This window comes from Luteimonas aestuarii (genome assembly GCF_004357985.1).
In the GTDB taxonomy this organism is placed as follows: domain Bacteria; phylum Pseudomonadota; class Gammaproteobacteria; order Xanthomonadales; family Xanthomonadaceae; genus Luteimonas; species Luteimonas aestuarii.
In genome coordinates this window covers 84,498-108,348 of record NZ_SMTF01000005.1, presented here as the reverse complement: position 1 = coordinate 108,348, position 23,851 = coordinate 84,498, and the positions used below count along the sequence as shown (strand labels likewise).

Genomic DNA, 23,851 nt, shown 5'->3' with positions numbered 1-23,851 from the left:
CCTGCACGTCGGCGCCAGTACACTCTGCAAGCGTTTCCACCGCCGTCGCGTGCCCGCATGCCCCCCGTTTCCCGCCATCGCCTCTTCGTTTCAGCGCTTTCGCTGGCCGTGCTGTTGTCCGCCTGCGGCAGGGGTGGCAGCCACAAGGCCGGCGCACCGCCCCTGGGCGAGACTTTTGGCGCCGACGATACCTACTCGCGGGCCTACGATGCGCCGCCGGTGACTGCATGCGAGTCCGCGCGGCGCGCGCTGCTGGGGCAGGGCTACGTGATCGCCAAGCAGTCTCCCGAGGGGCTTGAGGCCACGAAGGTGTTCCAGCCGCAGTCCGACGTGCATACCCAGCTCAACGTCCGCGCCACCTGCGTGCCACAGGCCGCCGGCGGCTCGCTGGTGTTCATCAATGCCGTGCAGGACCGCTACGCGCTGAAGACGCAGGCCAGTTCCGCCAGTGTCGGCGTGAGCATGATCGGCTCGGTGTCGGTGCCTCTGCCGATCGGCAGCAACGTCAACCTGGTGCGCGTGGGCAGCAATACCGTGCAGAACCAGGATTTCTACAGCCGCCTGTTCGACCGGGTGGCGTTCTACCTGCCGGGCACGCCGGCCGACGCGCCGCTGCCCGAGGAGCCGGAGGGTCCGCCCGATCCGGTGATCGTGGAGCAGGCCGACGAATCGGGTGACGGTTCGTCCTGAGTCGCGTAGCGCCCGGCGATGTGCGGAGTCGATCCGCTCGGACGCGGACGCGTCTGACGACGGGCCGGTCGCCGGCGCACGGTATGCTGTGCGTCTTTCATTTCCGGGACTGAAGATGCAACAGAAACCGACCGACGAAGACGTGATGGTGGCCAAGCAGGCCGCCATGGAAATCGTGATGTTGACGATGATGCGGCCGCTTGCCGGCAACCCGAGGTTCTGGGCGGACATCGAGGCCATTGCCGATGCCTTCCAGAAGGCCAGCCCGGACGAAATCGCGGCGTTTCCGCAGCGGTGGGAGGCCACGCGCGGCTTCCTGCAGCAGTGGCGTCAAGCGTTGGGCGGTGCTCCGGGCCAGGTGTGATCCAAGGTGCCCTGTATCCCGTGCATCGTTCTACGGGGCGTTGGCCAGGATCGGATCCTGCACCGGGTGGCGACGGCTGTTCGGCGTGGCGGAGACCCGGGCACCTTCGCGCATTCCCTTACGCGGCCGCGTCGGATGGCGGCTCATCCGGCCATATCAACAACCTGACGTCCAGCCCTGCGCGCTTCGCACGTTGCGCGCAGGCGCTGGCGTAGTCGTTCGCGGCCTGCAGGCTGTTGAAATAGCCGTCGATGATGCGGTTCCGGGCAACGCTCCAACCGCCGTCGTGTTCCGGCTGTACTTCGATGTGTGTCGTGGGATTGGACATGGGCTCCTGCCGTTGTTCTCCGTGCGGTGCGCGCATCCTAGGCGCCATGGTGTCAATGCCGCGTTTCGGCGACATGAAAGGCAGATGTCACGGCGTGGACGTGCGCCACCGGTCACGTAGCTGCTACCGTGCGAACAGCCCCCACCGGAGTTCGCCGATGTCGATCCGCCGCACGTCCGTGGCCACATGCCTGGCCAGCGCAGCGCTCATCGCACTGCCTGCGTTCGCCGATGCCGGAAGCGCCGGCGACTGGTGGCAGCGCCTGCAGTCGTTGTGCGGCCATGCGTATGCGGGCGAGCTGATCCGCGCGCCGGCCGGCGACGACGCCTTCCGCAACCGACGCGTGGTGATGCACGTGCGCGATTGCACGGAAGACCGCGTGCGCGTGCCGCTGGCGGTGGATGACGACCATTCCCGCACCTGGGTCTTCACCCGGAACGCCGACGGCATCGAACTCCGGCACGACCACCGCCATCGCGATGGCACGCCCGATGCGGTGACGTTGTACGGCGGCCGCACCAGCAACAGCGGCAGTGCGGATACGCAGGTGTTCCCGGCCGACGACCAGACGCGCGACGCGATCCCCGGCAGCGGCCTGCGCAGCGTGTGGCTGGTCGAGATCCACCCCGGCGAGCGCTTCGTGTATGCCGCCAATCGCGTCGGCACCGAGCGCGGCTTCCAGGTCGACTTCGACCTGTCGCAAACGGTCGATGCGCCGGAGGCGCCGTGGGGCTGGGAGGATTGAGCGGGATGGATGCACGCGCAACGCGCGCTGGGGCGGTGCCGGTTGCAGTCCGGCCGCAGGCAGCGCGCTGGAAGATGGCGCGCGTCGCGTGCATCGCCACCGTCGCCTGCCTGCTGGCCGCATGCACCACGCCGGGCTTGCGTATCGATACGTCGCACACGTCGGTGGTGCAGGCCAGCCGCGTGCAGTTCCTGATCCTGCACTACACGGTGGCCGATTTCGACCTGTCGCTGGACATCCTGGCGCGGCAGGGACGCGTGTCCTCGCACTACCTGGTCCGGGAAGATCCGGTGGAGGTCTACCGCCTGGTGGACGAAAGCCGGCTTGCGCGACATGCAGGCGTCAGCGAATGGCGCGGGGTGACGTCGCTCAACGCGTCCTCGATCGGCATCGAAATCGTCAATCCCGGGTTCACCGACACGCCCGGGGGACGCGTATACGCGCCGTATCCGGAAGCGCAGATCGACGTGGTGGTGGAACTGGTCCGCCAGATCATGGCGCGCCATGACATCCGCCCCGAGTTCGTGCTGGGCCATGCCGACATCGCGCCCGGTCGCAAGCAGGACCCGGGGCCGATGTTCCCGTGGAAGCGCCTGGCCGACGAAGGTTTGGTGCCCTGGCCGGATGCCGCTCAGGTGGCCGCGCGCCTGGCGCACCATGCTGTCCAGCCGCTGCCGGACGTGGCGTGGTTCCAGCAGCAGTTGGCCCGCGTGGGCTATCGGGTCCCACGCCATGGCGAGCTGGACGAGGCGACGCGCGATGTGATCAGCACGTTCCAGATGAAATACCGGCCCGGCGACATCCGCGGCGAACCCGACGCGGAGACGGCGGCGCTCCTCGACGTGGTGGTGACACCAGGTGGGATGCGGGTCGCGCGCACGGCCGCTGCGCATTAGTCGATCGGGGTGCGCGACAGTCGTCGTGCGCTCGGGCATCATCGCGGTAGTTTGGGGGCAGGGGCACGACATGAAGGCATGGTGGCTGGCGACGCTGCTCGCGTTCGCACCGATGGCGGCTGCGCAGGACACGGCGCAGGAGGCAGGGCAGGCGGGTGAAGTGGAATGGCCCTTGCCGTGGGTGCAGGGGCGCACCCTGGTGTACGCCGACGAGTACCGGCAGGTGTCGACCCGCGACGGCATGGAGGTCACGATCGAAGGCACCAGCACGACCCATGTCGAGGGTGCGCCCAAGGGCGACGGCTACCGCCAGCGCTGGCGTAGCGAAAACATGGACATCCAGGTGCGCGGCATGGAGTCGATGGCCGGCGCCATCGACATGCAGGCGGTGATGACCTCGGCCGCCAAGGCGCTGGAAGGCATGGTGGTCGAGGTCGATCTCGACGGCGAGGGCGCGTACGCAGGCATCGCGAACCTCGACGCACTGGTCGGCAGGATGCGCAGCGTGATGCAGGGCATGTTCGACGACATGTTCAGCACGCTGCGCAAGCATGAACCGGTACAGCCCGGGCAGTGGCAGGCATTCGTCGAGGCGCTGCTGGCGCAGATCGCGTCGCCGGAGGTGCTGGAGGCAGGCCTGTCCGAAGCACCGCTGGCCTTCAATTACATGGCAGGTGGTGGCCTGGAGCCCGGCCGGACGTACTCGTTCGAGGATGAGGGTGAATTGCCATTCGGCAACGCGCCGGTCGCGCGCAGCCACCAGGTGCGCGTGGCCGCAGCCGCCGACGCGCCCGGCAAGTACGACGCGACCTGGACGGTTGCGCTGGACCGCAACGCGGTGCGTGACGCCGTGGTGGCGATGATGGACGAAGTGACGGCAGCCACCATGCCGGAACTGGAGGGCCTGGGCGCCGATGCCCTTGCCGAAGGCATCGATGTCAGCACGACCGTGGTCTATCGCATCGATGGCGCTACCGGCATCGTCGAGCGCATGCGCATGAAGACCACCAAGCGCTTCGCGGATCGACTGGAGGTGGAAACCCTTGGCATGACGCTGCGCGAAGTCCGCGGTCCGTGACCTGCACATGGTTGTCTGCGCCTGCACGGTGACCGCGGGCGTTGACCTGGCCATCGCGGCCGGATGGATAGGCTGGTGCCATGCCGGGAAAGCACGACAACCGTTGGCGGTCCCGTGCGCTGATCGCGCTGCTATGCGTATGTGCGTGCGCGACCAGCGCGGCGCATGCACAGCGGGCATGCGCGCGCACGGTGCTGGAATCGCTGGGTTGGCAATTCACCGTGGACCAGGCGATCGACGCGCCGCGAATCGAGGCGGGCCTGCCCTGCGAGCGCGCCGACCTGGATGCGGCACGCGGGGCTGGAGACCTGCGTGCGGTGCTGCCGGCCGGTTTCGGCGGTGCCGCGGCCGAGGCGTGGTACCGCGCGCTGCTCGATCATCCCGCCACCGCCTGCGCCTATGCGTTCGAACTGGGTACGGCGACGCGGCGCGCCGTGGACCGGCTGGTGGCGAACGACGGCTATCGCTTCTCCGCGCTGCAGCTGGGATGGATCGGGTTTGGTGCCGGCGGGTCGGCGCGCGCCGGCTGGCGGCCGATTGCGTCGTTCGGGCGCGGCTACGTGCCGCGCGACGGCAACTGGCGCGCCATCGAAGGCTTCTATACGGGGCACGTACGCGCCGAGTGCGGCGTGGGGCGACAGGTGGCGCAGTATGCCGCGCAGGCCGAACTCTACGGATCCGAGGGGTTCGACGCTGCCTTTGCCGCCGATGAAATCGTGATCGGGCGCTGGCACGTGCTCAATACCGGTAACGGCATCCTGCAGGGTGCGTCGGCCGGCGATTACGTGCGCGACGGCGAGGCACGCAAGGCGTCGTCACTGGGCCGGCAGGCCTTCGTCGGGGTGCCCGGCTACATCGAACACGTGTTTGCGCGGCACGCGCTGGATGACATCAACAACCAGGCCCAGAACTTCGTGGTGTACGACGTGGACGCGGCGGCGGCGTCCTCGCTGCGCGAGGCCGGGGGATTCGCCGCCTACAACGACAAGGCCCGCCTGCTGTGGCAGCTGTCGCAGGCATTCCCGCAGGCCCGTCCGCACGCCTTTTTCGAGCGGCTGCTGGTCGCGCGCGACGAGCGCCTGCACGAGGCGCTGGATGCCGGCCAGCGCGACCTTCTGGCACGCATGGCCGCCGTGCTGGACGATCCGTTCTTCAGCGGGTTCCGCATCTACGTCCACCGCCAGGGCGTGCAGTCGGTGGGGTACCACTTCGTCCGCATGCTCGACCGCAACCCGCGCACGCCCTTCCACATCGCCTTCGCCCTGCACAACGTGCACACCACGCTGCGGCAGCGGTACATGGCCCATCGGTTGGCGGGATGCGACGGCGCAACGCCGCCCGCCACTGTGCGCATGCGCGGGCAGGATGACGTTCGCGTCGCCGTCATCCGCCCGGGACGACCATCCCCGTCCATCCCCACCAACAAGGAGCAGGCCCATGTGGCGTCCCTGGACACTGGTCGGCAGCCTGCTCCTGGCGGTCGCGTCGCCGACGGCGATGGCCGCGTCCAACCTCCCGGTTCCTGAACTGGACATCGAGCGCTATTCCGGCACGTGGCACGAGATCGCGCGCCTGCCGATGTTCTTCCAGCGCAAGTGCGTGAGTGATACGACGGCAATCTATACCGCATTGCCCGATGGCGATATCGAAGTCCGCAATGCCTGTCGGACGCGCGACGGCGGACGCGATGAATCCGTTGGCGTGGCGCGGCGGGTGGAAGGCCATCCCGGTGCCCTGGAAGTCAGGTTCGCGCCACGCTGGCTGTCATGGGCGCCGGGGGTATGGGCCGACTATTGGGTCATCGCGCTCGATCCCGACTATCAGTGGGCGGTCGTGGGCAGCCCGTCGAAGCGCTACCTGTGGATCCTGTCGCGCAGCGCGGGCATGGACAAGCCATTGTTCGAGCGCCTGCTGGGCGAAGCCGAATCGCGTGGCTATGCGTTGGATGAGCTCGTCGTCACCGCGCCGGTGGATTGAACCTTGCGGCACGACTGCGGCAGGCGCTCCTGGCCCCAACCCCGGATCGGTGTCACTGCGGCCGTTCCGACGCCCGCTGGTCTCGCTCCACGCGCACCGCTTCGACTTGCATTGCGAGGCCGCCGCGCGCAGCCGCGGCGTTTTCGGCATGGGCGTCGGGCTGCGGCCACTCGCGCAGCGCGTGCGTGCGCTCCTGTTGCGTGTAGAGCAACGCGGTGAGATCGAAGCCCTGGCGTTCGGCATGGGCGAGGAACTCGTCGCGCAGGCCGGGATCGGGCTGGCGGGCCCGCGACAGCAGCCACAGCCGCCGCCGGTTGCGCGCCCCGATCAAGGCCATGGTGTAGTCCTCGTCGATGCGCAGGATCCAGTAGTCGCGATGGGTGAATGGCAGCCAGCGCAAGCTGTCGGGCACGAAACTCACGCTCAGCTTGGCGCGGCCTACGTCCTTCGTCGTCAACCGGCCTCCGTCGATGCGACTCAGGCCATCCGGGTTGATGCACGACCGCGAGAAACGGAGCGCGCCCTGCTCGTCGAGCGTGTAGTCGATGCGCACGTCGGTGCATTCATCGGACTGGTGTGGATTGGGGAGTCGGGCGATCTCGAACCAGCGCCCGAGGTACCTGCCCAGATCGACGTGCGCCGCCGTCTCGAGCGAATCATTGAACATCGGTCCTGCTCCTGTGTGCAGCTTGTCCATGTGCGCAGCCGGGGTGGGCATGCAGCGGGCGTGCGGAATCCTGATCCGCCGACGCCCGATGTCGTCCCGATGCCTTCGCCACCGCCCATCCAGGGGCATGGAGCGATTGCACCAGTTTGGCTGCGAGGCCGTCGGCCCCTCCTTTCCTGCCTGCGTTTTTTACCAATCCGGGCGTGAAGACACCGTCCGGCGGCCTGCGCGCCCGCGGATCACAGCGCCGCGCGAACTCGGCCGGGCAGCTTGCGCACCGCCTCGCCGTGAGACCAGCGCACCCAGGCGCGGAGGTCGATGGCGGGTACCCGCGCCACCTCGACCACGGTGATCCAGTGGTGACGGCCCAGCCAGCGGGCCGGGCGGATGCCGGGCAGGTCGGTGAGTTCCAGGAACCGGTCGCTGGGCACCTTCAAGCTGAAGCGCCACTGCTCGGGCGTGCTGGTCTTGAAATGCGCGAAGCGCTTGCCGTGCACGGCGTACACCAGGATGTTGGCCGGCGGGCCGACCTGCCTGGCCTCGGCCCCGGGCAGCGAGGCACAGAAGGCCTTCAGTCCCTCGACGTCCAGCCTGTTCACCAGGCGGCCGCGGCCAGCAGGGGCAATGGATGCATCCACCGCGTGCGGCCAGCCAGCGCGGACAGTTCGACCAGTACCGCGGCGCCGGCCACCGCCATCCCCTGGCGCTGGGCGAGGGCGACGGCCGCGGCCAGGGTGCCACCGGTCGCCAGCACGTCGTCCACCACCACCACGCGGCTGTGGGCCGGCAATGCATCGACGTGCACTTCCAGCCGGTCGCTGCCGTATTCCAGCGCGTAATCCTGCGCCAGCACGGGGCCCGGCAGCTTGCCCGGCTTGCGCACCGGCACGAAGCCGCAGCCGAGCGCCTGCGCCATCGCCGCGCCCAGGATGAAGCCGCGCGCCTCCACGCCCAGCACCGCCTGTGGCGGCGCGGCCCGCCACGGCGCGGCCATGGCCTCCACGGCATCGGCAAAGGCGGCTGCATCGGCCAGCACCGGGGAGATGTCCTTGAACACGATGCCGGGCTTCGGGAAATCGGGGATGTCGCGGATCAGGCGGGTCCAGTCGGCCATCGGTGTCGAGTCGCGGGGTGGGGGGGCACGATCCTACCGCCATCGCGCGCGGGCACGGACCGCGCTATCTTGGCGCCCCCGAAGCCCATCACGGAACCCGCCATGCGCCTTGCCGCCGCCCTCGCCCTGTCCGCCATTGCGGTCCTTGCCCATGCCGGCGATGTCGCCCGCCACGGCCAGCCGATGCCCGCCGGGGAGGCCGTGCCGGTGTCGACCGCGCTGGCCGACTTCGATGCGCATGCCGGCGCGCCGCGCCGCTTCAGTGGCCGCATCACCGAGGTCTGCCAGGCCATGGGCTGCTGGATGATGCTGGAGGACAACGGCCAGGCCGCGCGCGTGATGTTCGGCAAGCACGATTTCTTCATCGACAAGGACACCACCGGCACCGCCGTGGTGCATGGCGTGCTGGAACGCAAGGAACTGACGCCCGAGCAGGTGGAACATTTCACCGGCGACAGCGCGACCGGCCAGCAGGCGGCATCGGTGGAGTACCGCATCGTGGCCGACGGGATCGAGATCACGTCCTAGGCCAACCGCCGTCCGTTCGCATCGGCACCGGCCAGGCGCGCAGGGATGCAGGCGCGTCACGTAACCGGCCTTGCGATGATGGCCCTGGCCTGTGCGGGCGTCCTGCTGCCGGCGGACGCCGAGGCGCGCACGGTGTACCGCTGCGTGCGCGATGGCACGGTGAGCCTGGCCACTGCACCGGAACCGGGCTCGAAGTGCGAGCCGCGCGAGATCGACGACAACGCCGTGCAGACCCCCAACCTCTGGGGCGAGATGGGCGTGTTCAGCGGCACCCTGTACGAGCGCGAGCAGGATGGCCGGATGGTGTACAGCACCCGCAACCTGCCCGGGTCGCGCCCGTACCTGCGGTTCACCGTCGAGACGCCGCCCGGCGAACCGGCGCACGAGGGGCTGGGCAACATCGGCGCACCTCGGCTGGAACCCTTCGCAGCGACCTTCCGCGCCGCGGCGCGCACGCATGGGCTGGAGGATGCATGGTTGCGCGCGGTCGCACATGCCGAGAGCGCATTCGATCCCGATGCGGTGTCGGACAAGGGCGCCATGGGCGTGATGCAGCTGATGCCGGACGTGATTGCCGATTACGGCGTGCAGGACCCGTTCGATCCCGTGCAGTCCATCCAGGCCGGTGCCCGCCACCTGCGGGCGCTGCTGCGGCGCTACGACGGTGATCGCACCCTGGCCGCTGCCGCGTACAACGCCGGCATCGGCGCGGTGACCCGCTACGGCGGGGTGCCGCCGTTCCGCGAAACACAGGCGTATATCGCCAAGGTGGAAGTGCTGCGTGCGCGTTACCGAGAGGCAATGGGGCTGGTGGAAAAGCCCGCGCAGTAGCCGGAAACGAAAGAGGCAGCGCTTGCGCGCTGCCTCCGTCTGCCTGCGATGTGGCCGTGGCTCAGCCTTGCGGGGTGAGCTTCAGCAGGCGGCCATCCTCGCCGTCCTCGAGCAGGTACAGCGCACCGTCCGGTCCCTGGCGCACCGCGCGGATGCGATTGCCCATCGAATAGCGCGCGGACTCCCAGGCGCGGTTGCCGTCGAACGACACCCGCACCAGTGCCTGCGACGACAGGCCGCCGATGAACGCGTCGCCCCGCCAGTCGGGGAACAGGTCGCCGGTGTAGAACTCCATGCTCGACGGCGAGATCACCGGCGTCCAGGTGATCACCGGCGCGGCGAACTCGGGGCGTGTGTCGTGGTTGGGGATCGGGCGGCCGTCGTAGTGCTCGCCGTTGGAGACGATGGGATAGCCGTAGTTCTCGCCGCGCTCGACGCGATTGAGTTCGTCGCCGTTCTTCGGTCCCATCTCGTTGTTCCACAGCTGGCCCTGCGGATCGAAGGCGATGCCAAGCGGGTTGCGGTGGCCCAGCGACCAGACCTGCGAGGCGACCTCGCCCTGGCCTGCGAACGGGTTGTCCGCCGGCACGCTGCCATCGTCGTTCAGGCGCAGGATCTTGCCCATGTTCGAGGTCATGTCCTGCGCGGGATCGAACTTCTGGCGATCGCCGGACGCGATCCACAGCATGCCGTCGTCGCCGAACAGGATGCGGTGCGCATAGTGGCCGCGTCCGCTGACCTTCGGCACCTGGCGCCAGATCACCTCCACGTCCTCCAGCGTGCCGCCGCCGGACTCGTCCAGCACCAGCCGTGCTCGGGCCACGGCGCCGCCGGCGGTATCGCCATCGCCGGCTTCGGCATAGCTGATGTAGACCATGCCGTTGTCGGCGAACTGCGGATGCGGCACCACGTCGCCGAACCCGCCCTGCCCGCCATACAGCACGTCAGGCACGCCGGACACGTCGCCAGCCGCGCCGCTACCGAAATCGTAGAGCTTCAGCGCGCCGCGCTTCTCGCTGACCAGCAGGCGTCCATCGGGCAGGAACGACATGGCCCAGGGTTCGTCGAAGGCGGCGATGGCGGTGGCGGCGAACGGATTGGCGCTGTCCATCTTCACCGACGTGTCGGCGGGCTGGTTGCCCTCGCGCGGGCTGTTCGATGCATTGCCATTGGCGCCGCTGCAGGCCGTGAGCAGGGCAAGCGCCACGGCGGCGCACAGGGTCAGAGAGCGGGACATGTCGTCTCCTGGGGAAGTGGATGGGCGCCTTCATCATACGTTGCCGCATGCCAGGCCGCATTCATGCCCGCGGCGCGCGCGGACAGGCACGGTCCCGCAGAACGGAATGCGCAGCGCGTCGCGGTTCCGCACGACGACGCATCGGGCCGTGCAGGTGAAGGTTGCGTTGCCGTTCATGGCCGAGGCGACATGCCGATGTGCGAAAAACCCCTGTAAAACCGCGAGAATCCGGCAATTTCCGATGTCGCGCCGATGGCGCTCGAAGTGGCGCGTACCGCGTCGAACGACGCGTTAACGTTCTCCATGCACATTTCTTTATGCCGCCGCGGGCAGGGTGGCGGCGTGCGGAAGACGACCGATACGCAAACCACCGCGCAACTTGTCCAACTTGGAGACGACACCATGAAGAATGCACGCAAGCCCCTCGCTGGCCTGATCGCCCTGGGCGCCGCCCTCGCCATCCCGATGGCTTTCGCGCAGGACGCGTCGACCATGCAGCAGGAAGACCCGACCGCGACGCATGACGCGACCCCGCAGGAATACACCACGCCTGCACCGGAAGCCGCCTCGCAGCCGCTGACCTGGGCTGACGTGGACGCCGACGGCAACGGTACGTTGAGCCGCGAAGAGGCCGCCAACATTCCGGCCCTGGCCCAGGTGTTCGATGATGCCGACGTGGACAACGACGGTGAGTTGACCCAGGAGGAGTACCGCAACTACGTGGCGCAGGCCGACGCTGCCGCGCCGCAGCCGACCGACGGCGGTGGCGACGACTAAGCCACCCTTTCGGAAGTGAATCCTCCGGCCGGAGGACTCTCTCCACCGATTGGCGGCCTTCGGGCCGCCTTTCTTTTGGCGTTCTTTCGGGACTTCTTCCGAGTCCGGAAGAAAGGGGGTGCGGGCGATGACCCCGGTAGCGACACCGCCGCCCCTTGGCCATTGAAGAACGTGCGACGATTCGTCCAGCGCAGGCTCGATGCCACCGTCGCCAGGCGGGTGCCGAAGTGCGACTCGCAGCGCCACCGCGTGGCGGCGCCTCTCCCGTTTGATCGGGAGTAGCCGGCCGTGGATCGTCGCCGCGTGACCTGCTGAAGCCATGCGTCCGCCAATGCCGTGGATGACGCCAGGCGCACCGCGTGGGCCATACTTCGCCAATGACCGCGATTCGCATGGTCGGCTTCGACGCCGACGACACGCTGTGGCGCAGCGAAGATTATTTCCACGCCGCGCAGGATGAGTTCGAACGCATCGTCGGCGGTTACGTCGACCTTGCCGATGCCCGCGTGCGCGAGCGCCTGTACGAGGTGGAGACCGGCAACCTCGCCATCTTCGGCTATGGCGTGAAAGGCATGGCGCTGTCGATGGTGGAGGCGGCGGTGCAGATCACCGGCGAACGCATTGCCGCAGCCGACCTGCACCGCATCGTCGGCATCGCCAAGGACATGCTTCGGCATCCGGTGGAGCTGCTGCCGGGCGTGCGCGAGGCGGTGGAGGCGATTGCCGCCGAACATGCCATCGTGCTGATCACCAAGGGCGACCTGTTCCACCAGGAAGCGAAGGTGCGCGATTCGGGCATGGCGGCCCTGTTCCGCCGGATCGAGATCGTCAGCGAGAAGGACGACGCCACCTACCTCCGCCTGCTGCAGGAGTTCGAGGTGGGTCCGCGCCAGTTCGCGATGATCGGCAATTCGTTGCGCTCGGACATCGCGCCGGTGCTGCGGCTGGGCGGGTGGGGCATCCACGCGCCCTACCACCTCACCTGGGCGCACGAGGCCCAGGCCGACGTGGCTCCGGGCAGCGAGCGCCTGCAAGTGGTGCAAGCGCCCGCCGAGTGGCCTGCCGCGCTGTGCCGCATCGCCGAAGGCGTGCCGCGCTGACGCGTCGGCATGGGTTCATCCGGTGGCTGCGGGGCCCGCGCTATGATCGGGCACCTGAATACGTTGGTCCGGAGTCACCCATGCGCTCGTCCTTCCTTCTCCTGCCTGCGCTGGTGCTGGCCTTGGTCCTGGCACCTGCGCCTGCTGCCGCCAACACGCTGGAGTGCAGGCTGGACTTCAACATGTCCGGCTGGTCGGTGTTCTACAAGCGGTCCTCCGGCGAAGGCACGGTCCGCTGCAACAACGGCCAGTCGCTGCGCGTGAACATCCATACCGAAGGTGGTGGCCTGAGCTTCGGCAAGTCGCGGATCGAAAATGGCGTGGGTCGGTTCTCCGGCGTGCGTGATATCCGCGACGTGCTGGGTGGCTATGCCACTGCCGAGGCGCATGCCGGCGCGGTGCGCTCGGCCAAGGCGCAGGTGGTGACCAAGGGCCCCATCTCGCTGGCGCTGTCCGGGACCGGCCATGGTTGGGACCTGGGCGTGGCCTTCGGCAGCTTCATCATCTCGACGCGCTGATGCGCATGCCGCGCGCGAAACCCCTGTCGCCGACGCGAGCGCGGCTTGCCGCGGGCGGATGGTGGGTGGCAATCGCGCTGTCGATGCTGCTGCCGGCCTTCGCGCAGGAAACCGTCGAAGGGGACGCATCGCCGCGTACGGGTGACGCCTGGGTCGATACGCAGTTGCCGGATATCGACCGCTATGCGGCACGCCACCCGGATGCGTTCGTCGACGAGCTGGTGCGCTACCAGGGCGCGCCGCGCCTCGTGGTCGAAGAGGCCTTGCAGGCGGGCATGCCTGCGGGGCATCTCTACTATGCCTGTGCGCTGGCGCAGGCGGCTGGCCGTTCCTGCAGGAATGCCTTGGATGCCTGGCCTCCCGCGGGTGACGAGGGTTGGGCAGCCGTGGCGGAGGTCCTGGCGCCGGACCGTCCCGGTGAAGCGCAGCAACGCGTGAAGCGTGGCATCGTCGAAAGTTACACGCGCTGGGCACGTCCGATCACGCTGGATGCGTCCCTGCGTCGCGCGTTCCCGGACCACGCCAGCAGCGGGCGTTGATTCCACCGCCTCGCCTTACAATGCCGCGATGCGTGCGTCGCCCGCCATTCCCGCAGCCGCGTTGAAGCTGTCCGTCGCCCCGATGATGGACTGGACGGATACCCATTGCCGCGTGTTCCACCGGTTGCTGGCACCGAATGCACGGCTCTACAGCGAGATGGTGCACGCCAATGCGGTGATCCACGGCGACCGCGATCGCCTGCTGGCGATGGATTCCTGCGAGCATCCGGTGGCGCTGCAACTCGGTGGCAGCGAGCCAGCGCTGCTGGCGCAGGCGGCGCGCATCGGCGTTGCGCATGGCTTCGATGAAATCAACCTCAACTGCGGCTGTCCCTCCGATCGCGTGCAGGCCGGCCGTTTCGGCGCATGCCTGATGCGCGAGCCCGGGCTGGTGGCCGAATCGGTGGCGGCCATGGTCGGCGCGGTGGACGCGCCGGTGACCGTGAAATGCCGGCTGGGCGTGGATGACGACCATGACTGGCGCCGATTCCTCGCCTTCATCGATACCGTGGCCGATGCCGGCTGCCGCAGCTTCGTGATCCACGCGCGCAACGCCTGGCTCAAGGGGCTGTCGCCGAAGGAAAACCGTGAAGTGCCGCCGCTGCGCTACGACTGGGCCTACCGGCTCAAGCAGGAACGGCCCGAGTTGCAGGTGGTGGTGAACGGTGGCATCGCCGACCACGACGAAGCGCTGGCGCATGTGTCGCAGGTCGACGGCGCGATGCTGGGCCGCGCCGCCTATCACGACCCCTATCTGCTGCACCGGCTGGACGCCACCCTGTTCGGCACCCCGCTGCGCACGCGTGGCGAGCTGTTGCGTGCCCTGCGTCCCCATGTCGATGCGCAGCTGGCACGGGGCGTGGCGTTGAAGCACATTGCCCGCCACCTGCTGGGCCTGTTCCACGGCCAGCCGGGCGGTCGCGCCTTCCGTCAGGTGCTCAGCGAGGGTGCGCACAAGCCTGGCGCGGACTGGCAGCTGCTGGATGCAGCGCTGGCGGTGACGGGCGAAGCGCGCCGGATCGCGGCGTGATCACCCGCGACACCGCCGCATTCGTTGCGTTCGCCCGCGGCTGCCCGGAGGATTTCGGGCCGCCGACGGCGAAGGCGGCGTTTTTGGTGTCGCCCGATGGATTCGCGCGCGCCGACGAGTCCGCGCGCGACAACCACTACATGGCCGCGGATGGATTCGATGCCTGGCGGGCACTGCAGCAACACCGCGCGCTGCACGTGGCGCTGTCGGCGGACTTGCCGGTGGCGTGTTTCGCCGGCGATCCCGGGATGCCGGACGGGTTGTTCCCCAACAATGTGTTCGCCACCGTGCCCGGGCGGCTGGTCATCGGCCGCATGCGCCACCCGGTGCGCCAGCGCGAAGCGCTGCGCCAGGATATCCGCGCCTTCTTCCGCGACGCCTGCGGCTACGTGGAGACCGATCTGTCCACCCAGCCACACCCCTGCGAATTGACTGGCGCACTGGTCATCGATCGCGCCCGAGGCCTGGGTTTCTGCGGCTTGTCCGACCGTTGCGACGAAGAAGGTGCGGCGCTGATGCACGCCGCCTTCGGCCTGCGCGCCACCCTGCTGTTCGACCTGGCGCCGGGCGAGTACCACACCAACGTGGTGCTGGCCCTGCTGGCGGGCCGCGCGGCCGTGCTTGCACCGGGCGGGTTCGCCGACCCGGCCGTGGCCGAGGCGATCGCTGGGCTGTACGCGCCGCACGTTGCCCGGTTGTCGGCTGCGGAGCAGGCCGCCTTCGCTGGCAATGCGATTGCGCTGTCGCCGTCGCGGGCCTGGATGAGCCAGGCGGCCGCCGACGCGCTGTCGCCGGGGTCGCGGCAGGTCATTGGCGGGGCGGGTTTCGGGATCTCCAGCGTGCCGCTGTCAGCGATCGAAGTGGCCGGCGGCTCCCTGCGCTGTTGCGTTGCCGAGATCTTCTGAGCCTCCCGTTCAGTCGCGGGCGGGATCGCTGAACCCGGCTTGGTCAGTGAAAGAAAAGTTAAGGACCGATTCACCGGCGGCTTCCCAGAATCATCTTCCGTTTGCCATCCCGTTGATTTTGCATGTCTGCTGCCCCGCTCCATCGCATCCTGCTCGCCTTCTGCGCACTGGCCCTGCTGTCGGTGGGCTTGGTGGCGCCTGCGTGGGCGCAGGACCCGCCGCGGGACCGCAGCGAGCGTGGCCGTGGCCAGGAGCGTCAGGAAACGCCGCGGCAGGAATCCCGCGCCCGGGGCCAGGACAGCCTGGCCGATTCAGTGCGCCGCTTCGAGCGTGCCCGTGGCGATCGGGTGCTGAGCGCGGAACGGATGCAGGCCGACGGCCGTGACGTGAACCGCATCAAGGCCATGGACGAGCGCGGCCGGGTGCGTGCCTACGTGGACGACCCGCAGGGTCGTGGCGGACAGCCACCGCGGCGTGAACGGTCACGCGACGGCGACGACTGAATCGGCACTCTGTTCAGGAAAGGCTGGCCAAACTGGCCGCATCCAGAGAGACGGAGTCCAATCCATGCGTATCCTGCTCGTCGAAGACGAAGCCCCCCTGCGCGAGACCCTCGCGGCCCGCCTGAAGCGTGAAGGCTTCGCCGTGGACGCCGCCCAGGACGGTGAGGAAGGCCTGTACATGGGCCGCGAAGTGCCGTTCGACGTCGGCATCATCGACCTAGGCCTGCCCAAGATGTCCGGCATGGAGCTGATCAAGGCCCTGCGCGACGAGGGCAAGCAGTTCCCGGTGCTCATCCTCACCGCCCGCTCCAGTTGGCAGGACAAGGTGGACGGCCTGAAGCAGGGCGCCGACGACTACCTGGTCAAGCCGTTCCATGTCGAGGAACTGTTGGCGCGGATCAATGCCTTGGTGCGCCGTGCGGCGGGCTGGAGCAAGCCGACGCTGGAGTGCGGCGCGGTCACCCTGGACCTCGCCGCGCAGACGGTGAGCGTCAACGGCCAGAACGTCGACCTGACCAGCTACGAGTACAAGGTGCTCGAGTACCTGATGATGCACGCTGGCGAGCTGGTCTCGAAGGCCGACCTGACCGAGCACATCTACCAGCAGGATTTCGACCGCGATTCGAACGTGCTGGAGGTCTTCATCGGCCGCCTGCGCAAGAAGCTGGACCCGGAAGGGACCCTGAAGCCGATCGAGACCGTGCGTGGCCGAGGCTACCGTTTCGCCATCCCGCGCAACGGCGAGGCTTGAGCGCGCGGCCATGTCCCGACATGACCCGGACACGAAGGCCGCGCGATGCGGCCTTCGTTCTGTGGGACTCTTCCGTGGGACCCTGATGCGATGACGGCACGAGGCTGACGACAGGACGATGACGGCACGAGGACGCGAACTGCCCTGGCGGCCGCGCTCGCTGCAGGCGCGGCAGCTGATGGCTGCCAGCCTGTTCCTGCTCGGCTTCCTGGCGCTGGCCGGCTACGCGCTGGACCGTGCCTTCCTCGACGTGGCCAGCGACGGCCAGCGCGACCGGCTGCGCAACTACGTGTACGCCTATGCCGGCGAGATCGAGTTCCTGCGCAGTGGCGACATCTATCCGCCCGAGAACGCACCCGACAGCCGCCTGGAGCGCCCCGGCAGCGGCCTGTATGCCGAAGTGGTGCTGCTGGATCGCAACTGGCAGTCGCATTCGGCCAGCGGCCCGCAGCTGCCGCCCGCCGCGATGCTGGACGGTGGCGAAGAGCGGTTCGAAGGCCCGTTGCCGATGGTCCGCAGCAACGGTACGCCCGGCGAGGTGTATCGCTACGGCATCGGCTTCCTGGCCTCCGAAGGCGTGGCGCCGGGCGACGTGGAAATTCCCTACACCATCTATGTGATGGAAGACGCCGGCAACGTGCCGCAACAGGTGCGGGTGTTCCGGGCGGCGCTGTGGGGCTATCTCGGTATCGCCGGCCTGGTGATGCTGCTGCTGCAGGGCCTGGTGTTGCGCTGGAGCCTGTGGCCGTTGCGACACGTGGTGACCGAACTCAAGCGCGTGCAGCGTGGACAAGCCAATCGCATGGGCGAACGCCACCCGCGCGAACTCGAACCGCTGACCGACAGCATCAATGCGCTGATCGAGAGCGAGCGCGAGAACCTCGAACACCAGCGCAACACCATGTCCGACCTGGCGCATAGCCTGAAGACGCCGCTGGCAGTGCTGCGCGCGCGCCTGGACTCCGACACCGATGGCGCCGAGCTGCGCGACGAAGTGTCCACCCAGCTCGACCGCATGAACGACCTGGTGAGCTACCAGCTGGGGCGTGCCGCATCGAGCGGGCACAAGCTGTTCGCAGCGCCGGTGGACATCGAGCCGCACGCCGAGCAGATCGTGCGCGGGCTGGAGAAGATCTACGCGCGCAAGGGCGTGATCTGCGAATTCGAACTGGACCCGGTCGCGCGCTTCCACGGCGAGCCCGGCGACCTGCAGGAATTGCTGGGCAACCTGCTGGAGAACGCGTTCAAGTGGGCGCGCTCGCGCGTGCTGCTGACGGTGAAGGTGGGCGATACCGCGGCCAACCGCAGGCCCGGCCTGCGCATCACCGTCGAGGACGACGGCCCCGGCATTCCCGAGGAGCGCATCGCGATGGTCCTGCAGCGTGGCGTGCGCGGCGACGAGCGCGTGCACGGGCACGGCATCGGCCTGTCGATCGTGCAGGACATCGTGCGCAGCTATCGTGGCCAGCTGGAAGTAGGGCGCTCGCAGGAGTTCGGCGGGGCGTGTTTCTCGGTGAGCTTGCCGCCGGGGTTGTAGGGCGCTGTGCCCGCGTCCCGTCTGTACTCCCTGCTCTCCTTCCCGATCACTGGAATTCTTGCTCCGCTCTTGGTCGAAGGTGCCTCAAGGACAGGCAGGGAAGGCGCAGTGAGTCTGGATGGTCTGGGCGAATGCTGACGAGAGAGCAGGATCAACAGCTTCCGCCCGCGAGCGGGCGGGAAACTTTCTCTTGCTGGCCCAAGAGAAAGTCACACCAAAGAGAAGGGCCTTTCCCCGACGGTGCTCACCGGCCAGGTCGGGCCCGACGGGATTTTTCGACGGGACATCCCTGTCCCGTCGAGAAACGGCTGGCGTCCATGCCAGCCGCCCTCCGGGTCTGCCGGCAGCGCTGCGGCTCGACGTAGATCGATAAACCCCGAGGTGGTCATCCCGGCAACAGCGAAGCGGGACGTGACTATCCAGACCCATCGGCCGGCGCACACGGATGTGCGGCGTTTTCCGACCGAGCCGCGCCAAACGTCGTCTGCCGCCGCGACGAGGATGAGCGCGTCGCCACGCGCGACAGGATCAGCACGCCAGAAGGGCTGCTCTGTACCGAACCTGAAAATCCCGACGCACTGACCGTTGCAACTTGGCTCTTTCGAGGAAGCCCCTTTTCCTTTGTTCGTTTCCTTTGACTCGCACCTGCGGTGCTCGAGCATCGGGCCGACTTCACCGTTCGCATGCGCTGTGCGCATGCAGTGGGCCAGCAAAAAGAAATGAACTCGTCGAAGGCGGAAGCTCTTGCTTCCAAGCGATTCCAAAAGGCGTAAGCGTTCGGTGCATCGAAATCAAACCTGCGCGCCATCCCCATCGCGATTCAGCGGCGAACGCCCGTAGAACCGTTCCAAGTGCGCCGCCACTCGCGGCAGCACATCGCGCAACGTCGCCGGATCGCTGAAGTGGTACTCGCTGCACACGGCGAAGAATTCCTCCGGCGCTTCCGCGGCATATGGGTCGATCGCCACGTCGCGGCCGGCATCGACCGCTTCGACGAAGGCGTCGTAGTCACGCTGGAAGTCGCTCGCCCATGCACGCTGCCAGTCGCGGGGCAGGGCAGGGGTGCCATCGAGCACGCCGTCGAGGGCGTCGAGCTTGTGCGCCATCTCGTGCACGGCGACGCAGAAGCCGGCGTCGGGCTCGGCCAGGTCCGATTCGATGTCGGCCCAGGACAGGACCAGCGGGCCGTGCTCCCAGGCTTCGCCGATCAGTTCGTCCTCCCATTCATGCAGCACGCCGGCGGCATCCATGTGCGTGCGGTGCGCGCGGAAGGCGTCGGGATAGACGATCACCTGCGACCAGCCATGCAGGCCTTCGGCGCCGAACTCGAGCAGCGGCAGGCAGCACAACGCGGCCAGCGTGGTGCGCTGCACGTCGTCGAGCACCAGCCCGCCGACGGGGCTGATGGCCTTCTCGCGCAGGAAGCGCGCGACCAGCGACTGCAGCCGTGCTTCGCGTCCGGGATCGAGCGCCGACACCCAGCGCACGCGCCCGCGCATGGGCTGCCACAGGGCGGGATCGGGAAGGTCGGGGCCGCGCCGGAACAGGCGCTGGAGCAGGCCGGCCACGCGTTGCCGGTGGTCCTAGCGGAACATGCCCGGCAGGAAGCTGTGCCAGCGCGGCGGACGTGCGGCGGATTCGGCTTCGCTGCTGCGCCGCTGTGGCGGGGTGGTGCGCGTGGCCGGCGGTGCCTGCGCCGCGCGCTTGTCGGCCGTGCCGCGGGCAGCCTCGGCGTCGCTGGATTCTTCCTGGGCGATGGCGCAGCTGCCGCCGGGCGACAGCATCGAGGCTTCGCGCGCCATTGCCGGAAGGGCAAGGCAGCACAGCATCATGCAGAGCAGCACTTTGGAAGCCATGGCACTCATCCTGTAGCCGGGCGCGGAGGGAGTCAGCGCCGCACTATACCGTGGATGCGGCGGGGCTGCAGAAGGTTGCAGCGCTTGCACGATGCCGGTACGGCGGGTGCGCGGCAAGCCGTTCGCGACGAGTCGTGGGTCTGCCGCGCCAGACCGGAGTTTGTTGCATGGCAGCAGGGTTGAATGATCGATAATGACCGGCCCTCCCCCTCGAGTGCGCCGTGAATTCGCTGTCCGATCGCGACCTGTTGCAGCGCCTGTCGGCTGGCCCGGTGTCCGGCGACGTGCTGGCGCGCGAGGGTGGGCTGACGCGGGCCGCGGTGTGGAAGCGGATCGAGGCCCTGCGCGAGGCGGGCGTCGGGATCGACGCGCAAGCCGGGCGTGGATACGCGTTGTCGCAGCCGCTGGACCTGCTGGACGGGGCGACGATCCGGTCGGCCTTGCCGGCCGCCGTGCGTAACGGCATCTCGACGCTGGAGGTGGCCTGGTCGCTGGACTCCACCAATGCGCGGCTGCTGGCGACTCCTCCTGTTGGCGCCTTGCAGGTGCTGCTGGCCGAGCGGCAGACCGGCGGACGCGGGCGCCGGGGGCGTGCGTGGGCCTCGCCACTGGCCGCCAACCTCTACCTCTCGGTGGCACGTCGTTTCGATGGCGGGTTGGCAAGGTTGGGTGGCCTGAGCCTGGTGGCCGGGATCGCCGTCGCCGATGCCCTGCATGACCTTGGGGTGTCGCGGGCTCGATTGAAGTGGCCCAACGACGTGGTCCTGCGCGATGGCGACGATGTCCTGCGCAAACTGGGCGGCGTCCTGGTCGAGGGCGGCGGCGAACATGGCGGGCCGGTCCGTGCGGTGATCGGCATCGGACTCAACGTGCGCATGCCGGCACGGGCCGCACGCGCGATCGACCAGCCCTGGACGGATCTCTCAACCGAACTCGGTGGCGCGCTGCCATCCCGCAACGCGCTCGCAGCGGCGTTGCTGGCGCGACTATCGCCGGCATTGCAGCAGTTCGATCGGACCGGGCTGGCGATCTTCCTGCCGGCCTATGCGCGCCACGACGCGCTGGCCGGACTGCGCGTGACCGTGCATGCGCATGATGGCGAACAGTTCGGTACGGCGCTGGGCCTGGCCGACGATGGCGCGCTGCGCGTCCGTTTCGATGCGGGCGGCGAGCGCAGCGTGCATGCTGGCGAGATCAGCGTCCGGCAGGCGGTGCGGCATGGGTGAGTGGTTGTTCGACCTCGGCAACACGCGGCTGAAATACGCGCCCCTGGATGCGGATGGATGCGTGGGAGGGGTGTGTGCGGTTGCGCACGATGGCATTGCCTTTGCCGACGATGCCTGGGACGCCTTGCCATCGCATATCCGCACCGCGCACGTGGCCAGCGTGGCATCGCCTGCGTTGCGTGATGCGTTGCTCCAGGTGTTGCAGGCGCGTGGTGCGGCGGTGAAGTTGGCTGCGACCCAGGTCGAGTGCGATGGCCTGCGCATTGCCTACGCCGATCCCACGCGACTGGGCGTGGACCGTTTCCTTGCGTTGCTGGGCGCGCATGCGCGCGGCGGTGCGTGGCTGGTGGCGGGCGTGGGCACGGCGCTGACTCTGGACCTGCTGGATGATGCGGGGGGGCATCGGGGCGGTCGCATCGCGCCATCGCCGGCGTTGATGCGCGATGCGCTGCAGATGCGTGCACGCCAGCTGCCGGCGCAGGGCGGCGACTATCGCGAGTTCGCCGGCGATACGCTGGATGCGCTGGCATCGGGATGCACGGGCGCGGCGCTGGGACTGATCGAACGCAGCCTGCGCGAGGCGGTCACGTTGTTTGGCAGCACGCCCGGCCTGCTGCTGCATGGCGGCGGGGCCGCTGCGCTGCTGCCGCACCTGCCTGCGGTGGTGCATGCGCCCTCGCTGGTGCTCGAAGGTCTTGCGCGGCAAGCGCTTGCGCGCAGGCTCTAGAATCCCCCCATGCTGACGCGTGCCCTGATCGTCCTGCTGGTGGTACTCAACCTTGGCGTCGCGCTGTGGTGGCTGGCGCGTGGCGATGCAGAGGGCGACGATGCCGGCATGGAGCTGCCGGCGGGAATCGCAAGGCTGCAACTGGCGGACGAGGCGCTTCCCGGCGCGCACGACGCGGCTGCATCGGACGCAGACGCCACCGCTGCCACGGAACACGCACAGGCTGAGCCCGCTGCCGAGCCGGGCACGGCGCCGCAGGGTGAGCCGCAGGCCGACCTTGCACCGGTCGCGTCGGCAACGCCCGCCGGTGCGCGGTGCCTTGCACTGGGCCCGTTTGCAGACGCCGCTGCCGCGACTGCTGCGCGTGCGGCGCTGCCGGTGGGCGCCACGACCATCGGCGTGCGCGAAGCGCTGCCGGCCAATACCCCTTGGCGCGTGGTCATGCCGGCACTGGCGGACCGTGAGGCCGCCACCGCGATGGCCGGGCGCCTCCGCGAGGCGGGCTTCAGCGACCTGTTCATCGTGGCCGAGGGCGCGGAGGCCAACAGCATCGCGTTGGGGCGTTTCGGTGGCGAGACCGCCGCACGCAGCCATGCCGCGGCGCTGGCGCAGGCGGGATTCGACGCACGCGCAGAAGCCGTCACCGGCAATGTGCGGCACTGGCTGGATGCCAGGGCCGGCGATGGCGTGGATGCCGCGGCCCTGCGTCGTGCGACGGGCGCGGCCCAGGCCAACAGCATCGCCTGCCCGGCCGGGACCGGGGGCGCGCGCTAGAATGGCGTCGGGCCCCAGCGGCCGTGAATGCCTCGCCGGCATAGCTCAGTTGGTAGAGCAACCGCCTTGTAAGCGGTAGGTCGTCCGTTCGAATCGGACTGTCGGCACCATCGCGGGGCCCCTCGTCTACAGCAAGGAACATGCATGCGCAGGCAGTATCCCGCCGTCTCGATCTTCGGCGTGCCGACCGACGTTGGTGCCGGCCGGCGCGGAGCCTCGATGGGCCCCGAGGCCCTGCGCGTGGCCGGGTTGGCGGAGGCACTTGCGGCGCGCGGCATCGACGTCGCCGACCGCGGCAATGTCAAGGGCCCGCGCAATCCCTGGTCGGGGCCGGTGGACGGTTATCGCCATCTCGAGGAGGTCGTGGCCTGGAACCGTGCGGTGCTCGAGGCGTCGACGGCGGAACTACGCCAGGGCCGCATGCCGGTGATGCTGGGCGGCGACCATTGCCTGGCCATCGGCTCGATCGCCGCGGTCGCCAACCACTGTCGCGAATCCGGCAAGACCCTTCGCATCCTGTGGCTGGATGCGCACACCGACTTCAACACCCACGCCATCACGCCCTCGGGCAACGTGCACGGCATGCCCGTGGCGTGCCTGTGCGGCATCGGTCCGTCGGTGCTGACCGAACTGGGTGGCACGTCGCCCGCGATCACGCCGGCGCAGGTGCGACAGATCGGCATCCGCTCGGTGGACCAGGAAGAAAAGCGGATGGTCCACGAGCATGGGCTGGACATCTACGACATGCGTTACATCGACGAGGTCGGCATGAAGCGCGTGGTCGAGGAAGCGCTGCATGGCCTGGACGACGACACCCACCTGCACGTGAGCTTCGACGTGGACGTGCTGGACCCGTCGATCGCGCCGGGCACCGGTACGCCCGTCCCGGGCGGCATCAACTACCGCGAGGCGCAGCTGGTGATGGAGATGATCGCCGACACCGGGCGGTTGGGCTCGCTGGATATCGTCGAGGTCAACACCGCGCTCGACACCGGAAATGCCACCGCCGAACTGGCCGTGGACCTCGTCGAAAGCCTGTTCGGCAAGTCGACCCTGATGCGGGATTGAGCCCGCAGCTGAATGCGCGGCCACCGGGTCGCGTGTTCCCGGCATGGCGCCACGCCGTTCCCCACGCGGGCTTCACATCGCCGGT

The 23,851-nt window shown here is 68.7% G+C and carries 29 protein-coding genes and 1 tRNA gene; 23 read left to right on the top strand and 7 right to left on the bottom strand.

The window, feature by feature from the left end; all coding sequences use genetic code 11:
* The first annotated feature begins 57 nt into the window (after window positions 1-57).
* A complete protein-coding gene (locus E2F46_RS08770; RefSeq protein WP_133321698.1) occupies window positions 58-690 on the top strand; it encodes a DUF2242 domain-containing protein in 633 nt (210 codons plus the stop codon).
* Window positions 691-805: 115 nt separating this feature from the next.
* Entirely contained in the window at window positions 806-1,054 is a 249-nt protein-coding gene (locus E2F46_RS08765; RefSeq protein WP_133321697.1) for a hypothetical protein, read from the top strand.
* Window positions 1,055-1,172: 118 nt separating this feature from the next.
* On the opposite strand, the gene E2F46_RS08760 is transcribed toward E2F46_RS08765, so the two are convergent.
* The gene (locus E2F46_RS08760) at window positions 1,173-1,382 is read right to left on the bottom strand and encodes a hypothetical protein (RefSeq protein ID WP_133321696.1); all 210 of its coding nucleotides are present in this window, start codon (window positions 1,380-1,382) and stop codon (window positions 1,173-1,175) included.
* A 157-nt stretch (window positions 1,383-1,539) separates the two neighbouring features.
* Between E2F46_RS08760 and E2F46_RS08755 the strand changes: the two genes are divergently transcribed.
* From E2F46_RS08755 to E2F46_RS08735, 5 genes are all read left to right on the top strand, one after another.
* A complete protein-coding gene (locus E2F46_RS08755; protein ID WP_133321695.1) occupies window positions 1,540-2,127 on the top strand; it encodes a hypothetical protein in 588 nt (195 codons plus the stop codon).
* 5 nt (window positions 2,128-2,132) lie between these two features.
* The gene (locus tag E2F46_RS08750) at window positions 2,133-3,023 is read left to right on the top strand and encodes an N-acetylmuramoyl-L-alanine amidase (protein WP_279512683.1); all 891 of its coding nucleotides are present in this window, start codon (window positions 2,133-2,135) and stop codon (window positions 3,021-3,023) included.
* A 70-nt stretch (window positions 3,024-3,093) separates the two neighbouring features.
* Window positions 3,094-4,101, top strand: a complete 1,008-nt coding sequence (locus tag E2F46_RS08745; RefSeq protein WP_133321694.1) for a hypothetical protein — start codon at window positions 3,094-3,096, stop codon at window positions 4,099-4,101.
* Window positions 4,102-4,181: 80 nt separating this feature from the next.
* Window positions 4,182-5,627, top strand: a complete 1,446-nt coding sequence (locus E2F46_RS08740; protein WP_133321693.1) for a hypothetical protein — start codon at window positions 4,182-4,184, stop codon at window positions 5,625-5,627.
* Window positions 5,599-6,078: a lipocalin family protein gene (locus E2F46_RS08735; protein WP_243720368.1), complete on the top strand. Its 480-nt coding sequence runs from the start codon at window positions 5,599-5,601 to the stop codon at window positions 6,076-6,078. The genes E2F46_RS08740 and E2F46_RS08735 overlap by 29 nt, the downstream gene beginning before the upstream one ends.
* Window positions 6,079-6,130: 52 nt before the next feature.
* Here the strand turns inward: E2F46_RS08735 and E2F46_RS08730 are convergent, their stop codons facing one another.
* The 3 genes from E2F46_RS08730 to E2F46_RS08720 all read right to left on the bottom strand — a co-directional run bounded on the left by E2F46_RS08730 (window position 6,131) and on the right by E2F46_RS08720 (window position 7,859).
* Entirely contained in the window at window positions 6,131-6,745 is a 615-nt protein-coding gene (locus E2F46_RS08730) for a lipocalin family protein (protein ID WP_165967407.1), read from the bottom strand.
* Window positions 6,746-6,984: 239 nt separating this feature from the next.
* Window positions 6,985-7,344 carry an MmcQ/YjbR family DNA-binding protein gene (locus tag E2F46_RS08725; RefSeq protein ID WP_207949554.1) on the bottom strand — a complete coding sequence of 120 codons (360 nt, stop codon included), beginning with the start codon at window positions 7,342-7,344 and terminating at the stop codon, window positions 6,985-6,987.
* The gene (locus E2F46_RS08720) at window positions 7,341-7,859 is read right to left on the bottom strand and encodes an adenine phosphoribosyltransferase (RefSeq protein ID WP_133321690.1); all 519 of its coding nucleotides are present in this window, start codon (window positions 7,857-7,859) and stop codon (window positions 7,341-7,343) included. The genes E2F46_RS08725 and E2F46_RS08720 overlap by 4 nt, the downstream gene beginning before the upstream one ends.
* 102 nt (window positions 7,860-7,961) lie before the next feature.
* On the opposite strand from E2F46_RS08720, the gene E2F46_RS08715 reads away from it, so the two are divergent.
* Window positions 7,962-8,387 carry a DUF4920 domain-containing protein gene (locus E2F46_RS08715; protein WP_133321689.1) on the top strand — a complete coding sequence of 142 codons (426 nt, stop codon included), beginning with the start codon at window positions 7,962-7,964 and terminating at the stop codon, window positions 8,385-8,387.
* Between the two features lie 75 nt (window positions 8,388-8,462).
* Window positions 8,463-9,218: a lytic transglycosylase domain-containing protein gene (locus tag E2F46_RS08710; RefSeq protein WP_133321812.1), complete on the top strand. Its 756-nt coding sequence runs from the start codon at window positions 8,463-8,465 to the stop codon at window positions 9,216-9,218.
* Between the two features lie 61 nt (window positions 9,219-9,279).
* Here the strand turns inward: E2F46_RS08710 and E2F46_RS08705 are convergent, their stop codons facing one another.
* Window positions 9,280-10,455, bottom strand: a complete 1,176-nt coding sequence (locus E2F46_RS08705) for a PQQ-dependent sugar dehydrogenase (protein ID WP_133321688.1) — start codon at window positions 10,453-10,455, stop codon at window positions 9,280-9,282.
* 402 nt (window positions 10,456-10,857) lie between these two features.
* Here E2F46_RS08705 and E2F46_RS08700 point away from each other — a divergent pair, with 402 nt between their 5' ends.
* The 9 genes from E2F46_RS08700 (at window position 10,858) to E2F46_RS08660 (ending at window position 18,115) form a co-directional block, all read left to right on the top strand.
* Window positions 10,858-11,232 (top strand): EF-hand domain-containing protein, encoded by a 375-nt coding sequence (locus tag E2F46_RS08700; RefSeq protein WP_133321687.1) that lies wholly within the window; start codon window positions 10,858-10,860, stop codon window positions 11,230-11,232.
* Between the two features lie 377 nt (window positions 11,233-11,609).
* Window positions 11,610-12,332: an HAD family hydrolase gene (locus tag E2F46_RS08695; RefSeq protein WP_133321686.1), complete on the top strand. Its 723-nt coding sequence runs from the start codon at window positions 11,610-11,612 to the stop codon at window positions 12,330-12,332.
* Between the two features lie 80 nt (window positions 12,333-12,412).
* On the top strand, window positions 12,413-12,850 hold the full coding sequence (locus E2F46_RS08690) for a hypothetical protein (RefSeq protein WP_133321685.1): 438 nt from the start codon (window positions 12,413-12,415) through the stop codon (window positions 12,848-12,850).
* Window positions 12,850-13,389, top strand: a complete 540-nt coding sequence (locus tag E2F46_RS08685; protein WP_133321684.1) for a hypothetical protein — start codon at window positions 12,850-12,852, stop codon at window positions 13,387-13,389. Before E2F46_RS08690 ends, E2F46_RS08685 begins: the two co-directional genes overlap by 1 nt.
* Before the next feature lie 28 nt (window positions 13,390-13,417).
* Window positions 13,418-14,419, top strand: a complete 1,002-nt coding sequence (dusA, locus tag E2F46_RS08680; RefSeq protein WP_133321683.1) for a tRNA dihydrouridine(20/20a) synthase DusA — start codon at window positions 13,418-13,420, stop codon at window positions 14,417-14,419.
* Window positions 14,416-15,324 (top strand): arginine deiminase-related protein, encoded by a 909-nt coding sequence (locus tag E2F46_RS08675; protein ID WP_133321682.1) that lies wholly within the window; start codon window positions 14,416-14,418, stop codon window positions 15,322-15,324. The genes dusA and E2F46_RS08675 overlap by 4 nt, the downstream gene beginning before the upstream one ends.
* Window positions 15,325-15,446: 122 nt before the next feature.
* A complete protein-coding gene (locus E2F46_RS08670) occupies window positions 15,447-15,827 on the top strand; it encodes a hypothetical protein (protein ID WP_133321681.1) in 381 nt (126 codons plus the stop codon).
* 64 nt (window positions 15,828-15,891) lie between these two features.
* Window positions 15,892-16,578, top strand: coding sequence for a response regulator transcription factor (locus E2F46_RS08665; RefSeq protein WP_133321680.1), 687 nt, complete (start codon window positions 15,892-15,894; stop codon window positions 16,576-16,578).
* 160 nt (window positions 16,579-16,738) lie between these two features.
* Window positions 16,739-18,115, top strand: a complete 1,377-nt coding sequence (locus E2F46_RS08660) for an ATP-binding protein (RefSeq protein WP_207949557.1) — start codon at window positions 16,739-16,741, stop codon at window positions 18,113-18,115.
* A 791-nt stretch (window positions 18,116-18,906) separates the two neighbouring features.
* Here the strand turns inward: E2F46_RS08660 and E2F46_RS08655 are convergent.
* Both E2F46_RS08655 and E2F46_RS08650 read right to left on the bottom strand, forming a co-directional pair.
* Window positions 18,907-19,614, bottom strand: a complete 708-nt coding sequence (locus E2F46_RS08655) for a M90 family metallopeptidase (protein WP_133321811.1) — start codon at window positions 19,612-19,614, stop codon at window positions 18,907-18,909.
* A gap of 84 nt (window positions 19,615-19,698) precedes the next feature.
* The gene (locus tag E2F46_RS08650; protein WP_133321678.1) at window positions 19,699-19,971 is read right to left on the bottom strand and encodes a hypothetical protein; all 273 of its coding nucleotides are present in this window, start codon (window positions 19,969-19,971) and stop codon (window positions 19,699-19,701) included.
* A gap of 230 nt (window positions 19,972-20,201) precedes the next feature.
* On the opposite strand from E2F46_RS08650, the gene birA reads away from it, so the two are divergent.
* From birA to rocF, 5 genes are all read left to right on the top strand, one after another.
* The gene (birA, locus tag E2F46_RS08645) at window positions 20,202-21,197 is read left to right on the top strand and encodes a bifunctional biotin--[acetyl-CoA-carboxylase] ligase/biotin operon repressor BirA (RefSeq protein ID WP_133321810.1); all 996 of its coding nucleotides are present in this window, start codon (window positions 20,202-20,204) and stop codon (window positions 21,195-21,197) included.
* Window positions 21,190-21,924 (top strand): type III pantothenate kinase, encoded by a 735-nt coding sequence (locus E2F46_RS08640; protein WP_133321677.1) that lies wholly within the window; start codon window positions 21,190-21,192, stop codon window positions 21,922-21,924. The genes birA and E2F46_RS08640 overlap by 8 nt, the downstream gene beginning before the upstream one ends.
* 9 nt (window positions 21,925-21,933) lie before the next feature.
* The gene (locus tag E2F46_RS08635) at window positions 21,934-22,698 is read left to right on the top strand and encodes an SPOR domain-containing protein (RefSeq protein ID WP_133321676.1); all 765 of its coding nucleotides are present in this window, start codon (window positions 21,934-21,936) and stop codon (window positions 22,696-22,698) included.
* 34 nt (window positions 22,699-22,732) lie between these two features.
* A tRNA-Thr gene (locus tag E2F46_RS08630) sits at window positions 22,733-22,808 on the top strand.
* A 34-nt stretch (window positions 22,809-22,842) separates the two neighbouring features.
* On the top strand, window positions 22,843-23,766 hold the full coding sequence (gene rocF, locus E2F46_RS08625) for an arginase (RefSeq protein ID WP_133321675.1): 924 nt from the start codon (window positions 22,843-22,845) through the stop codon (window positions 23,764-23,766).
* Window positions 23,767-23,851 lie beyond the last annotated feature (85 nt).